This window comes from Streptomyces sp. NPDC001315, from assembly GCF_042896175.1.
Lineage (GTDB): Bacteria > Actinomycetota > Actinomycetes > Streptomycetales > Streptomycetaceae > Streptomyces.
The window spans coordinates 336,513-350,674 of sequence record NZ_JBIAWZ010000004.1 but is presented as its reverse complement, the minus strand read 5'-3'; the positions used below and the strand labels follow the sequence as shown (position 1 = coordinate 350,674).

The window sequence follows — 14,162 nt, the reverse complement described above, 5'->3', positions numbered from 1 at the left end:
ACCGAGGAGCCACACCCGAGTCGGGTGTGGCTCCGGTTGGTTCACGTCACCCGACGTCCGCCGCCGGCGTCGCGGGGGTGCCGCCCTCGTTCTCGGGGTGGCGGAGCACGGAGGCGCTCGGGTCCTGGGGCGGTGGGGTGGGCCTGGAGCGCTCCGGTAGCCGCTGGATCAGCAGCAGGAACGGCTGGGTGAGGAGAGTGGTGGCCAGGGCCATGAAGACCAGGACCGTGTAGAGCGGTTTGCTCAGCAGGTGCGCCTGGTAGCCCGCGTTGAGGGCGATCAGTTCGGTGAGGCCGCGGGTGCTCATCAGGACGCCGACGGTCCACGCGTCGTTCCGGTCCAGGCCGCTCAGCCGAGCCGCCGCCGTACTGCTGCCGATCTTCGTCGTGACCGCCAGCACCGTCGCCAGCAGCAGGGCGACCCACCCTGTGGTGTCCATGCTGTTGAGCGCGACGGACTGGCCCGAGATGACGAAGAAGAAGGGCAGGAGGAGGGAGCTGACCTCGTGCAGGGGCCGTACCAGGTCCGGATCGAGTGTCCCGTTCTTCTCTCGCGGCACCACCGCACCCGCGAGCAGCGCGCCGAAGATGACGTGCAGGCCGAGGGAGTGCGTCACCCAGGCCGAGCCGAGGGCGAAGCCGATGAGCAGCGCGAACCGGAGGGAGGGTTCCATCCGCGTGCCCCACAGCAGCCTGCGCAGGAGTGGCCGCGCGGCCACGAGCATGAGCGCGATGAAACCGATCGCCAGGACCGCCCGCCACGGCCAGCTCAGGGACTCCTCGCCGCCGCTCTCCAGCAGCGTCCCGGCCAGTACCGTCCACCCGATCACGTCGAGCAGCCCGGCCGCGGACACCGCCACTACACCGGGCACCGTGCGGGCCAGGCCGTTCTCCCGCACTATGGCCGTCAGTACCGGAACCGCCGTGATCGACAGCGCGACACCGGCGAACACCACCATGGAGGGGGAGAGGTGCCGTGGCATGCCCAGGGTTCGTAACTGGTCCTGGAACAGCAGCGCACAGCCGCAGCCCACGGCCATCGGGACGGCGAACGCCGCCGCCGCCACGGTCACCGTGGAACGAGCTCGGTCGCCCAGGACCGTCAGATCGAGTTCGTAGCCCACCGCGAACAGGAACACCACCAGGGCGAACTGTGCGAACCCGGTCATCGCCGGGCCGATCTCCTTGGGGAAGAGCGTCCCGTACGCGCCGGGTGCCACCGCGCCGAGGAGTGAGGGACCGAGCGCTATGCCCGCCGTCAACTGGCCGACGATGTACGGCTGTTTCAACCGCCGGGCCAGGTAGCCCGCGGCGTGCGCGGCCACCAGGATCAGGGCCGAGGCACCCACGAAATGCATGACCATCGCATCAGGGCTCACGGTGTCCCCCTGTTGTCCAGTTGGCGGGGCCGGTCGTCCGGCGGGAGTGGTCTCGCGCCTTTGCTCGACCACAACTTCCTTATGATACTGGTAACTTGAGGTCGCAACGACGGTCGTACACGGCGCGGCACCAGTGTCACGGGGGGCATATGACGGCGGTCGTCTTCATTCATGGGACCGGGGTCCGGGAACCGGGCTTCTCTGCGCTGGTGGGGCGCGTGGCGTCAGGACTGACCGCGCTGCGCGACGGACTTCGCATCGTGCCCTACTACTGGGGTGGTGCGCACGGCGCCACGCTCGCCGCCGGCGGGGCGAGCCTGCCCCCGGTGGCGGGTACCTCCCGCGGCCTCGCCGAGACCCCGGTGACACCGGAAGCCGACGACGACACGGCTGACGCCTGGGCCGCCCTGTACGCCGACCCGTACGCCGAACTCGCCCTCGCGGCCGCCCGCGCGGCATCGGTGACCGAGCGCCCGCCCGGCTTCGTACCGGCGCAGCACAAGCTCCAGGCGCAGCTCGCCGCCCTCGCCGCGCAGGGCGACGCGCCCGCCGCCGACCTGGGCCCCGGTCTGGCCCGCGCCGCCACCGACCTGGCCGCCCATCCGCTGCTCGCCCCGGCCGCCGACGCCCTCGACCCGGACGACCTCGCGGCCGTCGCCGCCCGCAGCCTGACCGCCCGCCTCATCGCCGACACCCTCGCCGCGGACGCCCCGCTCGTCCCGGCCGGGGACACCCGCGACACCGTCACCGAGCAGCTCGCAGAAGCCCTCGGCGCACCGCCCCGGGGCACGGAGCGCGGGCTGCGATCCCTGCTGCTGCGCGCCGCGGGCTCGGCCGCCTCCCGTGCCGTCGTACGCCGTCGGCGCGCCCTCACCGAGGCCGCCCACCCCGCCGCCGGGGACATCCTGCGCTACCTCAGTCGCGGCACGGCCGTCCGCGCCGACCTGCGCACCCTTGTCGCGGGCCTGGAGCCGCCGGTCGTGCTCGTCGGGCACAGCCTGGGCGGCATCATCGCCCTGGACACGCTGGTCTCCGCCCCGCTGCCCCAGGTCCGGCTGCTGGTGACCGCCGGTTCCCAGGGGCCGTTCCTGTACGAGTCGGGCTCCCTGCCGTCCCTCGAACACCCCGCACCCCTGCCGCCGCACGTCCCCGACTGGCTGAATCTGTACGACCCCCGCGACCTGCTCGGCTACCTCGGCGCGGGCCTCTTCCCGGGCCGCGTCACGGACGTGGCCGTCGACAGCCGCCAGCCGTTCCCGGCCGCTCACAGCGCCTACTGGACCAACCCGGCGGTCTACCGGCACATCGTGGACCGGCTGCCGTGACGGGCTCGACGCCGTCCGCACCGCGCGTCGACCCGGCCCGCGTGCACGCCCTGATCGTCGGGGTCGAGGCCTACGATGCCGGTCCCGCCTGGGACCTGCCCGGACCCGCCCGGGACGCCGTGCGCTTCCACCGGCTGCTGCTCGACGCCGGCGTGCCGGAGGAGCGACTCCGTCTCCACCTCGCCCCGTTGGCGCCGTACACCCCGGACGTCCCGTACGCGCCCGCCGACCACGCCACACTGCGCCGCGCCCTGGTCCGCGAGCTGTCCGCCGCACAGGGCGACATCCTGTGGGTGTGGTGGGGCGGGCACGGCGTCCTGGACCGGGACGGCCGGTTCCGGCTGTTCTGCTCCGACGCCACCACCGCCGACAAGCTGGGCATCGACCTGGACTCGGCGCTCGCCCGGTACGCCGGAGACGCCGTACCCGCCCTCACCCGGCAGCTGTGGATCGTGGACGCCTGCGAGACCTTCGAGGAGGCCCTCGGCTTCCGGGAGCCGTTGCCGCCGGACGCCCTGCCCGCGGGACGGCCCAACCTGGCCCACCAGCAGACCGTGCTGCGCGCCGCCGGCCGTGGCCGGGCCGCCGCCAACGACCCCGTGCGCGGAACGGGCCTCTTCTCCGACGTCCTGCTCGGTCTGCTGGCGGACCGAGCCGCCGTACTGCCGGGGCTGCCCGATCCGGAGGAACTGTTTCCCGCCGTACGGACACGCATCGCGGCCCTCAGGGAAGCGGGCCGTACTCTGCAGCATCCCGAGATCCGGCTGCAGAGCCCCGAACGCACCGAGATCCTGCCTCCGGTGGGGCAGCCGGCCGAGCCGCGACCGACGTCGCCGTTGCAGCGGGCCGTGGCGGCCCTCCTGGAATACCCGCTGATGGGTGACCCCACCGAACGGCAGACGGTGGTCGCCGCGCTGGACCGTCGGGTCACAGAGACACTGCCCCGTCACAGCAAGGCCCGTACGGACGCAGCCAACATCCTCACCGGGCTCGGCCGGCGCCGCCCGGAGGCGCTGTGGCAGTTGTACGACGCCGTGGTGTCCGTGGACGACGACCCCGATCGCGGGCGGGAACTCGCCCAGGCACTACGGGAGTTCGAGGCCGCGAGCAGGCGGCCGCGTGATCGGAAATGATCGAGTGGCGCGATCGTACGGTTTTCGACCTGGGCAGGAATGGCCATGATGGAAGAGGACACGGCGGCATCACGTGCCACCGTGCGAGAAGGGGGAACATCTTGGACCAGTCGCCCGCACTGCACCACGCCGAAGGCGTCCGTGACTCGGCCCGCGTCCCGGGTGCCGACGTCTGGGAGTCGGATCTGGCGGACGTCGCGGCGCTGCCCTTGACCGCCGTGGACGGTCTCACCCCGCTCCGCTCCACCGCCCGCCTGCTCCAGGAGGTGCTGCGCGCCCGCAGCAGTATCAGGGGCTCGGGCGAGGGCGGCGGAGGCGGTGCCCGGGCCGAATAGCCGCCGCCCGCCCCTCCCGACGGCAGTGCCACGGGCCCCGACGAAGCCTCCGCGTGCCGCCGGGGGTCCCGCCTGCCCGCGGGAGCACACCCGCACCCGACCGGAGGTCCCCCACGCATGACCAGCGAGCAGCGCCCCGCTCCGTTCCGTATGCCCGAACGGCTCTTCGTGGAACTGGCCGCCGGAGGTGGCTCGGCGGAGGCCGTCGCCTTCCTCGAACGCGGGGAACGGGCACGCCGACTGCTGCTCCTGCGGACCCTGCTGGACCGGCTCGACGCGCTGCCCACCCCGCTGAGCCCGGCCGCCGAGGCCTGGCGCGTTCTGAAGGAGGCGGCCCAGCGGGCGCCCGGGCCCGTCGAGCGGCTGCTGCTCGCCCCGGCGACCGGTGGCTGGATCGCCCACATGCTGCGCCGGGTGCACGGCACCGCCGCAGGCCCGCCCGTCTGGGCGGAGGCGGGCCACCTGGGCGCGCTGGCGGTCTCCGCGTCGCTGTGCGCCGGGACGGAGGCGGCCCTGCGGGTCCCCCTCACCGACGGCGAACTGCACCTGCCCGGCCTCGGCATGGTCCGACTCCCGGACGCGGAAGGCGGGTTGGTGATCGGCCGGGCCCGTACGAGCGGCGGTGAACTGACCCTCACCGGCCCCGTGAGCGGCGGCGGGCCCGTGACCCTGAGGCTCCGCCCGGCCACGGCACCGCTGCGGGGCAGGGGAGCCGCGGCGCCCGTCGCCGCGGCGGTCGGCGCCGGGGGAGCACCGACCGGGCAGCCCCTCCCGGCGGCCGGTCCCGACGACTCCTCCTGTTGGCTGCCCCTGCGCACCCTCACCCATCACGGCCCCGCGGGAGCCGTCGCCATCCCCCTCGACGACCTCGACCCCTACCGCGACCTCGACGACCCCGTGGCGCCCGCCCGCCTGGACGACGCCGAGGCCGAGGCGTGGCAGGGGCTGTTCGACGAGGCGGTCGCGGTGCTGGGCGTGCCGGGCGGGAACGGTCCCGGGCGGCTGGATCCGGCGGCGATACGGGCTGTGGTGCCGTGGGGCCGTACCTCCGTTCTGCCCCCGGCCCCGGCGACGGTACGGATGTCCGCCTCCAGCGGGGACTCCTTCGGCGCGATGGTGATCGCCCGCCCTGGTTCCGTGCTCGCCCTCGCCGAGACGCTCGTGCACGAGTTCCAGCACAGCAAACTGGCCTCCCTCCTCCACCTCTTCCCCCTCCTCGACGATGACCGCACGGAGCGCTATTACGCCCCGTGGCGTGCCGACCCGCGCCATCTCACCGGACTCCTGCACGGCGCCTACGCGTTCACCGGCGTCGCCGGTTTCTGGCGGGACCGCCTGACTCACGCGGAGCACACGGAGGCGGCCGAACAGGCCGGTTACCACTTCGCGCTGCGCCGTCTGCAGTGCCGTCTGGTGGTGCGTACGTTGCTGACCAGCGGCCGCCTCACCGTCCAGGGCCATGCCCTCGTGTCGGGCCTCGCCGGCACGCTGGACCCCTGGCTGCGCGAACCCGTCCCCCCGGCCGCCCTCACCCGCGCCCGCACCGCCGCCGTCCTGCACCGCACGGAGTGGCGGCTGCGCAACGTCGCCCCGCCCGACCCGGCCGCCTCGCCAGCCCCGTCCGACCCGGGCGCGCCGAACGTTCCCCGGTTGCGCGCCGACCGCACCCCGTGGCCCGACCTCAGCACCCACGCCTTCGCCACCCGCCCGGCCGCCCCTCGCACCGCCGACGAGCACCTCGCCGCCGGCGATCCGGCAGCCGCGCTGGCCCAGTACGCGGCCACCCTCGCCGACGCCCCGTCCGAACCCCACGCCCTGGCGGGCTGGATAGTCGCCCGAGCCGCCCTCACCCCCGACCGCACGAGCCGCCGCATGCTGGCGCGACCGGAGTCGTTGCAGCCTTTGCCGGGCAGGTGACCCCGCCGGTTGACGAACAGGGCCCGGCCCACCCAGCCGTAGCCCCTCGGGCGAAGGCGGCAGGGTCGCCGATCCGGTAGGTGACCGTGGCCTGCACCGCCACGTCCTGGAAGTCGGAGGCGCGGGCGTGGAACGGCATGGCCGGTTCCCGGTCGTCGACCGGGACCGAGGACGAGAAGAAGGGGCGCGGAAATGTGCGAGCGGCGGGTCAACGCGCCCCCCGATGGTCAGGATGGAGGCATGGGATTCCATGTCGACTCCGAGACCGGGCGGCTGCGCCGCGTCATCCTGCACCGGCCGGACCTCGAGCTCAAAAGGCTCACCCCCAGCAACAAGGACGCCCTCCTCTTCGACGACGTGCTGTGGGTGCGCCGGGCGCGCGTCGAGCACGACGGGTTCGCGGACGTACTGCGCGACCGGGGGGTCGCCGTCCACCTCTTCGGCGACCTGCTGACCGAGACCCTGGCGATCCCGGGGGCGCGGGCGCTGGTCCTGGACCGCGTCTTCGACGAGAAGGAGTACGGCCCCCTGGCCACCGACCACCTCCGCGCGGCCTTCGAGACCCTGCCCGCCGGCGAGCTGGCCGAGGCTCTCGTCGGCGGGATGACCAAGCGGGAGTTCCTCGAGGTGCACGAGGAGCCGACCTCGGTGCGCTTCCACGCGATGGAGCTCGACGACTTCCTCCTCGGCCCTCTGCCCAACCACCTCTTCACCCGCGACACCTCCGCCTGGATCTACGGCGGCGTCTCCATCAACGCGATGCGCTGGCCGGCGCGGCAGCGCGAGACCGTCCACTTCGAGGCGATCTACCGGCACCACCCGCTGTTCCGCGGCGAGACGTTCCATGTCTGGTCGGAGGGGCAGGCCGACTACCCCTCCACCATCGAGGGCGGGGACGTCCTCGTCATCGGCAACGGCGCCGTCCTCATCGGCATGAGTGAGCGCACCACGCCCCAGGCCGTGGAGATGCTCGCGCACAAGCTGTTCGCCGCCGACTCCGCCCGGACGATCGTGGCCCTCGACATGCCGAAGCGGCGCGCCTTCATGCACCTCGACACGGTCATGACGATGGTCGACAGCGACACCTTCACCCAGTACGCGGGGCTGGGGATGCTCCGCTCGTACACCATCGAACCGGGCGTCGGTGAGAAGGAGCTGAAGGTCACGGATCATCCGCCGGAGCACATGCACCGCGCGATCGCCGCCGCCCTCGGGCTGAGCGAGATCCGCGTCCTGACCGCCACCCAGGACGTGCACGCCGCCGAGCGCGAGCAGTGGGACGACGGCTGCAACGTCCTCGCCGTCGAGCCGGGCGTCGTCGTCGCCTACGAGCGCAACGCCACCACCAACACCCACCTGCGCAAACAGGGCATCGAGGTGATCGAGATCCCGGGCAGCGAGCTGGGCCGGGGGAGGGGCGGACCGCGGTGCATGAGCTGTCCGGTCGAGCGGGACGCCGTATGAGTGGACGTGGTGAGTACGCGCCACTCGCATAGAAATTCTGAATGTCGTATAGAATTCCAAGGGTCCCTGTATCTCGTACCCGTTGGAGCGCCCTCATGGCGACAGTCCCGACCGCCCTCGCCGGCCGCCACTTCCTCAAGGAGCTGGACTTCACCGAGGAGGAGTTCCGCGGCCTGATCGAGCTGTCCGCCGAGCTGAAGGCCGCCAAGAAGGCCGGGACCGAGACGCCGTACCTGCGCGGGAAGAACATCGCGCTGATCTTCGAGAAGACCTCGACGCGCACCCGCTGCGCGTTCGAGGTCGCGGCCGCAGACCAGGGCGCCTCGACGACGTACCTCGACCCGTCCGGCTCGCAGATCGGGCACAAGGAGTCCGTACGGGACACCGCACGCGTCCTCGGCCGGATGTTCGACGCGATCGAGTACCGCGGCGACAGCCAGGCCGGCGTCGAGGAACTCGCCGCGTACGCCGGGGTCCCCGTCTACAACGGCCTCACCGACGACTGGCACCCCACCCAGATGCTCGCCGACGTGCTGACGATGACCGAGCACAGCACCAAGCCCCTGAAGGAGATCGCCTTCGCCTACCTCGGCGACGCCCGCTTCAACATGGGCAACTCCTACCTGGTCACCGGCGCCCTGCTCGGCATGGACGTGCGCATCGCCGCGCCGAAGTCGTACTGGCCCGCCCAGGAGATCGTCGACCGCGCCCGCGAGCTCGCCGCGACCAGCGGCGCCCGCATCACCCTCACCGAGGAGGTCGCCGAGGGCGTCCGGGGCGCCGACTTCGTCGTCACCGACGTCTGGGTCTCCATGGGTGAGCCCAAGGAGGTCTGGGCCGAGCGGATCGAGGCCCTCGCCCCGTACGCCGTCACCATGGACGTCCTGCGCGCCACCGGCAACCCGGACGTGAAGTTCCTGCACTGCCTGCCCGCGTTCCACGACCTCGGCACGAAGGTCGGGCGCGACATCCACGAGGCGTACGGCCTGGAGTCCCTCGAGGTGACCGACGAGGTCTTCGAGTCGGCCCACTCCGTCGTCTTCGACGAGGCCGAGAACCGGCTCCACACGATCAAGGCGGTCCTGGTCGCGACGCTCGCCTGATCTCGTCCGGTCGCTCCCCGGCCGAACTCGCCCTATCCTGACCGGCGGCCCGGAACCACCCATTCCACGGCCGCCGCGCGACCCCACCCCGTCGCACCCGCACCACCAGAAACGAGCACCACCCCGCATGCCCGCTCCCGCATCAAAGCTCCGGATCAAGTCCCCCGCCCTCCTCGTCGCCGAATCCGGCGCCGACCGCGCGGGCCACGGCCTCAAGCGCACCATGGGCCTCTTCCAGCTCATCTGCTTCGGTGTCGGCGCGATCGTCGGCACCGGTATCTTCGTCGGGCTCTCCGACTCGGTCGCCCAGGCCGGCCCCGCCGTCGTCGTCTCCTTCGTCCTCGCCGCGATCACCTGCGTGTTCACCGCGTTCTCGTTCGCCGAGCTGGGCGGTGCGATCCCGGTCTCCGGATCGTCGTACTCCTTCGCCTACGCCGGCCTCGGCGAGACCACCGCCTTCCTGGTCGGCTGGTGTCTGCTGCTCGAGTACGGCATCTCCATCTCCGCCGTCGCCGTCGGCTGGAGCCAGTACGTCAACGAACTGCTCGCCAGCCTCGTCGGCTGGCGGCTGCCCGCCGCACTCTCCGCCGGACCGGGCGACGGCGGCGTCGTCAACCTGCCCGCCGTGGTCGTCATCGCGATGGCCTGTGTCCTGCTGGTGCGCGGGGTGCGCGAGAGCGCCCGGGCCACCACCGCCATGGCCGTGGTCAAGCTCGCCATCCTGGTCGCGTTCTGCGCCATCGGCTACAGCGCCTTCAAGGACGGCAACCTCACCCCCTTCGCGCCGGCCGGCATCGGCGGCATCGGCGCGGGCACCACCGCCGCCTTCTTCTCGTACATCGGCTTCGACGCGATCACCACGGCCGGCGAGGAGGCGAAGAACCCCCGCCGGGACATCCCGGTGGCGGTCCTTGTCTGCATGGGCGTGGTCACCCTGCTGTACTGCGCGGTCGCTCTCGCCGCGATCGGTGCCATCGGCGCCGACGCGGTCGGCGGCCGGCCCGCCGCGCTGTCGTACGTCGTCAACGAGGTCACCGGCTCCACGGTCGGCGGCGCGGTCATCGCCTTCGGGGCGGTCGTCGCCATCGCCTCGGTGGTGCTCGCGGTGATGTACGGCCAGAGCCGCATCCTGATGTCGATGTCCCGGGACGGGCTCGTCCCGCGCGTCTTCGAGAAGGTGTCGCCCAGGACCTCGACCCCCGTCGCGGGCACCCTGATCATCGCGATCGTCTTCGCGGTGCCGGCCGCCTTCTCCTCGCTCGACGCCGTGGTCAACCTGTCCACCATCGGCACGCTCGCCCTCATGGCCGTCGTCAACATCGCCGTGATCGCGCTGCGCCGCCGCGAGCCGGGCCTCGCCCGCACCTTCCGCGTGCCGTTCTACCCCGTGCTGCCCGTGGTCGGCGTCGGCTTCTGTCTGTACCTGATGTACGAGACGGACTGGACGACCTGGCTCCAGTTCGCGGTGTTCCTCGCGGTGGGGCTGGCCGCATACGTCGGCTACGGCCGCCGGAACTCAAGGCTGGCCGCGGCGGCGACCGAGGCCGATGCCACGGTCACGCCGGACGCCGCTGAGGCGGCACCGCAGCCAGCCTGAACCAGACCGCCTTGCCGGTCTCGGTGAGCCGGTGGCCGCAGGACGAGCTGAGGGCGCGGATCAGCAGCAGGCCGCGCCCGTGCTCCTGCCAGGGGTCGGGCATCCCGCGGGCCGGGCGGGTGAGCTCGCCGGGCGGCATCGGGTCCGGGTCGTGCACCTCGACCTGGCAGCCGGTCGGCCGAAGCTCCACCACGAGCTCTATCGGAGCGGACCCCGAGGTGTGCTCCACGGCGTTCGCCACCAGCTCCGCGGTGAGCAGCTCCGCCGTGTCGCTGTCCGTGGCGTGCTCCACCTCGGCCAGCGCCGTGCGGACCAGGGCACGGGCCACGGGCACGGCCGCGGTGGTGTGCGGCAGTGCGATGCGCCAGGAGGATGAGGCGGAGGGGCGTTCGTGCAAGGCGAGTCCGTTCATGGCGCAGGCATCCCTGTGATCAACATCGGGCCGTCCTGCTTTCAACCCTAGGAATGGTACGGCGCCCCCCGACAGAGACGTACGACGGGCGTCGTCCGGGACCTTCGGCCCCGACATCGGGCGGCTTACCCGGGCCAACGGTCCGTCTCCCACGACTGCTCCCACTGTTACCGCCTTATCGACGGCCCGTGCCGACCTGTTACAGATGTGACGGATATGACGGATGTGACAAGGGTCGGGCACGGGACGACTCGCGCACGCGGTGGTCAGGCGCCGCCCCTATCGCGTTGCGGTGACGGCAGTCACATATGGGTGATAGCTTCGTGGGGTAGAGACCGGTCAGGCAGTGTCCGCGCCACCGCCCGAGGAGGCCGCCCTCATGAGTCCCTTCACCGGCTCCGCCGCCCGCACCTCCGACTGGCGGCACCTGCGCGTCGACCACACCGACGGGGTCGCCACCGTCACCCTGGCCCGCCCCGACAAGCTCAACGCGCTCACCTTCGGCGCCTACGCCGACCTGCGCGACCTGCTTGCCGAGCTGTCCCGGGAGCGGTCGGTACGGGCCCTGGTGCTGGCGGGCGAGGGCCGCGGTTTCTGCTCCGGCGGCGACGTCGACGAGATCATCGGCGCCACCCTGGGCATGGACACCGCCCAGCTCCTCGACTTCAACCGGATGACCGGGCAGGTCGTGCGGGCCCTACGGGAGTGCCCGTTCCCGGTGATCGCGGCGGTGCACGGGGTGGCGGCCGGGGCGGGGGCGGTGCTCGCGCTGGCGGCGGACTTCCGGATCGCGGACCCCTCCGCCCGCTTCGCGTTCCTCTTCACCCGCGTCGGCCTGTCCGGTGGCGACATGGGGGCCGCCTATCTGCTGCCCAGGGTCGTCGGCCTCGGGCACGCGACCCGGCTGCTGATGCTCGGCGAACCCGTGCGGGCACCCGAGGCCGAGCGGATCGGCCTGATCAGCGAACTGACGGAGGAGGGCCGGACGGACGAGGCCGCCCTCGCGCTGGCCCGGCGCCTGGCCGACGGCCCGGCCCTCGCGTACGCCCAGACGAAGGCGCTGCTCACGGCCGAGCTGGACATGCCGCTGGCGGCGGCGGTGGAACTGGACGCCGCGACCCAGGCCCTCCTCATGAACGGCGAGGACTACGCCGAGTTCCACGCCGCCTTCACCGAGAAGCGGGCGCCGAAGTGGCGGGGGAGGTGACGGAGGTGACCATGAAGGTCGCCGTCGTCGGAGGCGGACCCGGGGGCCTGTACGCGGCCGCGCTGCTCAAACGCCTCGACCCCGCCCGGGAGATCACTGTCTGGGAGCGCAACGCCCCCGACGACACCTTCGGTTTCGGTGTCGTCCTGTCCGACGAGACACTCGGCGGCATCGAACACGCGGACCCGGTGGTGTACGAGGCGCTGAAGGCCGAGTTCGTGCGCTGGGACCACATCGACATCGTGCACCGGGGCGTGCGCCACCGCTCCGGCGGGCACGGTTTCGCCGCGCTGGGCCGGCGCCGGCTCCTGGAGATCCTGCACGAGCGGTGCCGGTCGCTGGGTGTGGAGCTGCGCTTTTGCACCGAGGCGCCGTACCCGGCCTGGCTGGCGGAGGCGTACGACCTCGTCGTCGCCGCCGACGGAGTGCACAGCACGACCCGCGAGGCCTACGCCGACGTCTTCCGGCCCACGCTGACCGGCCACCGCTGCCGCTATGTCTGGCTCGCCGCGGACTTCGCCTTCGACGCCTTCCGCTTCGAGATCGCCGAGACCGAGCACGGCGTGATGCAACTGCACGGCTATCCCTATTCCGCCGACGCGTCGACGGTGATCGTCGAGATGCGTGAGGAGGTGTGGCGGGCGGCCGGCTTCGACGAACTCGACGAGGGGGAGTCGATCGACCGCTGCGCCAAGATCTTCACCGACGCGCTCGGCGGGCGGCCGCTGCGCTCCAACAAGTCGGTGTGGACCACCTTCCGTACGGTGGTCAACGAGCGCTGGTCGCACGGCAACGTCGTCCTCCTCGGCGACGCAGCCCACACCGCCCACTTCTCCATCGGCTCCGGCACGAAGCTGGCCGTCGAGGACGCGCTGGCCCTGGCGGCCTGCCTGGAGGAACAGGACTCCACGGCCGAGGCCCTCGCGGCCTACGAGGAGGAGCGCAAACCCGTCGTCGCCTCCACCCAGCGGGCGGCCCGCGCCAGTCTGGAGTGGTTCGAGAACGTCGAGCTGTACCTGGGCCAGCGGCCCCGTCAGTTCGCCTTCAACCTGCTCACCCGCAGCCGCCGCGTCACCCACGACAACCTGCGGCTGCGCGACGCCCACTTCACCGGGGCCGTGGAGCGCGAGTTCGGCTGCCCGCCCGGCACGCCCCCGATGTTCACCCCGTTCCGGCTGCGCGGCCTGACCCTGCCCAACCGGGTCGTCGTGTCGCCCATGGACATGTACTCGGCGGTCGACGGCGTGCCGGGCGACTTCCACCTGGTCCACCTGGGCGCCCGGGCGCTGGGCGGGGCCGGGCTGGTGATGACCGAGATGGTGTGCGTGAGCGAGGAGGGGCGGATCACCCCCGGCTGCGCCGGCCTCTACACCGGCCGGCAGGGCGAGGCATGGAGGCGGATCGCGGCGTTCGTGCACTCACAGGCACCGGGCACCGCGATCGGCGTCCAGCTGGGCCACTCCGGCCGCAAGGGCTCGACCAGGCTGATGTGGGAGGGCATGGACGAGCCGCTGCCGTCCGGCAACTGGCCACTGGTGGCGGCGTCCGCCCTCCCGTACCGGCCGGACAGCCAGACCCCGCGAGCCCTGAGCCGGGCCCAGCTCACCGACATCCGTGAGCAGTTCGCCGCCGCCGCCTGTCGTGCGGCGCGCGCCGGCTTCGACCTTCTCGAACTGCACTGCGCCCATGGCTATCTGCTCTCGGGCTTCCTCTCCCCCCTGACGAACCACCGCACGGACGCCTACGGCGGCTCCCTCGCGAAACGGCTCCGCTTCCCGCTGGAGGTCTTCGACGCCGTACGCGGGGTGTGGCCGCAGGAGCGGCCCATGACCGTCCGCATCTCCGCCACCGACTGGGCCGAGGGCGGTACGACGGGCGACGACGCCGTCGAGATCGCCCGCGCCTTCGCCGCGCACGGCGCCGACGCGATCGACGTGTCGACGGGGCAGGTGGTGTCCGACGAACAGCCGGAGTTCGGCCGGTCGTACCAGACCCCGTTCGCGGACCGCATCCGCCACGAGGCGGGCATCCCCGTGATCGCGGTCGGCGCGATCTCGTCCTGGGACGACGTCAACTCCCTGATCCTGGCCGGCCGCACCGACCTGTGCGCCCTGGCCCGCCCCCACCTCTACGACCCCCACTGGACCCTCCACGCGGCAGCCGAACAGGGCTACGAGGGCCCGGGCGCACCCTGGCCGACGCCGTACCGCGCGGGCAGCAGACCCCCACGGACGGGACGCACGGACGCGCCCCGGCCGCGGCTGGGTCTGCGGGGTTGAGCAGCCGAGGCG

At 72.5% G+C, this 14,162-nt stretch carries 11 protein-coding genes and 1 pseudogene; 9 read left to right on the top strand and 3 right to left on the bottom strand.

What is annotated here, in order from left to right; genetic code table 11:
- Positions 1-46: 46 nt before the first annotated feature.
- Positions 47-1,378: a cation:proton antiporter gene (locus tag ACFY16_RS15010; protein ID WP_390647534.1), complete on the bottom strand. Its 1,332-nt coding sequence runs from the start codon at positions 1,376-1,378 to the stop codon at positions 47-49.
- 218 nt (positions 1,379-1,596) lie between these two features.
- On the opposite strand from ACFY16_RS15010, the gene ACFY16_RS15005 reads away from it, so the two are divergent.
- The 4 genes from ACFY16_RS15005 to ACFY16_RS14990 all read left to right on the top strand — a co-directional run bounded on the left by ACFY16_RS15005 (position 1,597) and on the right by ACFY16_RS14990 (position 6,088).
- Positions 1,597-2,703 carry an alpha/beta fold hydrolase gene (locus ACFY16_RS15005; protein ID WP_390647533.1) on the top strand — a complete coding sequence of 369 codons (1,107 nt, stop codon included), beginning with the start codon at positions 1,597-1,599 and terminating at the stop codon, positions 2,701-2,703.
- Positions 2,700-3,836: a caspase family protein gene (locus tag ACFY16_RS15000; protein WP_390647532.1), complete on the top strand. Its 1,137-nt coding sequence runs from the start codon at positions 2,700-2,702 to the stop codon at positions 3,834-3,836. The genes ACFY16_RS15005 and ACFY16_RS15000 overlap by 4 nt, the downstream gene beginning before the upstream one ends.
- A gap of 101 nt (positions 3,837-3,937) precedes the next feature.
- Entirely contained in the window at positions 3,938-4,171 is a 234-nt protein-coding gene (locus ACFY16_RS14995) for a hypothetical protein (protein WP_390647531.1), read from the top strand.
- 117 nt (positions 4,172-4,288) lie between these two features.
- Entirely contained in the window at positions 4,289-6,088 is a 1,800-nt protein-coding gene (locus ACFY16_RS14990) for an HEXXH motif domain-containing protein (RefSeq protein WP_390647530.1), read from the top strand.
- A gap of 49 nt (positions 6,089-6,137) precedes the next feature.
- On the opposite strand, the pseudogene ACFY16_RS14985 reads toward ACFY16_RS14990, so the two are convergent.
- Positions 6,138-6,260 (bottom strand): annotated as a pseudogene (locus ACFY16_RS14985) (SPFH domain-containing protein); the annotation flags it as partial.
- Positions 6,261-6,328: 68 nt separating this feature from the next.
- Here ACFY16_RS14985 and ACFY16_RS14980 point away from each other — a divergent pair.
- From ACFY16_RS14980 to ACFY16_RS14970, 3 genes are all read left to right on the top strand, one after another.
- The gene (locus ACFY16_RS14980; RefSeq protein WP_390647529.1) at positions 6,329-7,552 is read left to right on the top strand and encodes an arginine deiminase; all 1,224 of its coding nucleotides are present in this window, start codon (positions 6,329-6,331) and stop codon (positions 7,550-7,552) included.
- A gap of 95 nt (positions 7,553-7,647) precedes the next feature.
- Positions 7,648-8,655 (top strand): ornithine carbamoyltransferase, encoded by a 1,008-nt coding sequence (argF, locus tag ACFY16_RS14975; protein ID WP_390647528.1) that lies wholly within the window; start codon positions 7,648-7,650, stop codon positions 8,653-8,655.
- A gap of 127 nt (positions 8,656-8,782) precedes the next feature.
- Positions 8,783-10,252 (top strand): amino acid permease, encoded by a 1,470-nt coding sequence (locus tag ACFY16_RS14970; RefSeq protein ID WP_390647527.1) that lies wholly within the window; start codon positions 8,783-8,785, stop codon positions 10,250-10,252.
- On the opposite strand, the gene ACFY16_RS14965 is transcribed toward ACFY16_RS14970, so the two are convergent.
- Positions 10,212-10,664: an ATP-binding protein gene (locus tag ACFY16_RS14965; RefSeq protein ID WP_390647526.1), complete on the bottom strand. Its 453-nt coding sequence runs from the start codon at positions 10,662-10,664 to the stop codon at positions 10,212-10,214. The two genes, ACFY16_RS14970 and ACFY16_RS14965, sit on opposite strands and share 41 nt — an antisense overlap.
- A 379-nt stretch (positions 10,665-11,043) precedes the next feature.
- Here ACFY16_RS14965 and ACFY16_RS14960 point away from each other — a divergent pair, with 379 nt between their 5' ends.
- Together ACFY16_RS14960 and ACFY16_RS14955 are read left to right on the top strand one after the other, a co-directional pair.
- The gene (locus tag ACFY16_RS14960) at positions 11,044-11,871 is read left to right on the top strand and encodes an enoyl-CoA hydratase family protein (RefSeq protein WP_390647525.1); all 828 of its coding nucleotides are present in this window, start codon (positions 11,044-11,046) and stop codon (positions 11,869-11,871) included.
- Positions 11,872-11,882: 11 nt separating this feature from the next.
- The gene (locus tag ACFY16_RS14955) at positions 11,883-14,150 is read left to right on the top strand and encodes a bifunctional salicylyl-CoA 5-hydroxylase/oxidoreductase (RefSeq protein ID WP_390647735.1); all 2,268 of its coding nucleotides are present in this window, start codon (positions 11,883-11,885) and stop codon (positions 14,148-14,150) included.
- Positions 14,151-14,162 lie beyond the last annotated feature (12 nt).

Excerpts from the sequence above, each read along its gene's own strand:
- ACFY16_RS14980 (WP_390647529.1), top strand. The coding sequence starts at position 6,329 with ATGGGATTCCATGTCGACTCCGAGACCGGGCGGCTGCGCCGCGTCATC.
- argF (WP_390647528.1), top strand. The coding sequence starts at position 7,648 with ATGGCGACAGTCCCGACCGCCCTCGCCGGCCGCCACTTCCTCAAGGAG.
- ACFY16_RS14955 (WP_390647735.1), top strand. The coding sequence starts at position 11,883 with ATGAAGGTCGCCGTCGTCGGAGGCGGACCCGGGGGCCTGTACGCGGCC.
- ACFY16_RS14990 (WP_390647530.1), top strand. The coding sequence starts at position 4,289 with ATGACCAGCGAGCAGCGCCCCGCTCCGTTCCGTATGCCCGAACGGCTC.
- ACFY16_RS14960 (WP_390647525.1), top strand. The coding sequence starts at position 11,044 with ATGAGTCCCTTCACCGGCTCCGCCGCCCGCACCTCCGACTGGCGGCAC.
- ACFY16_RS14965 (WP_390647526.1), bottom strand. The coding sequence starts at position 10,664 with ATGAACGGACTCGCCTTGCACGAACGCCCCTCCGCCTCATCCTCCTGG.
- ACFY16_RS14970 (WP_390647527.1), top strand. The coding sequence starts at position 8,783 with ATGCCCGCTCCCGCATCAAAGCTCCGGATCAAGTCCCCCGCCCTCCTC.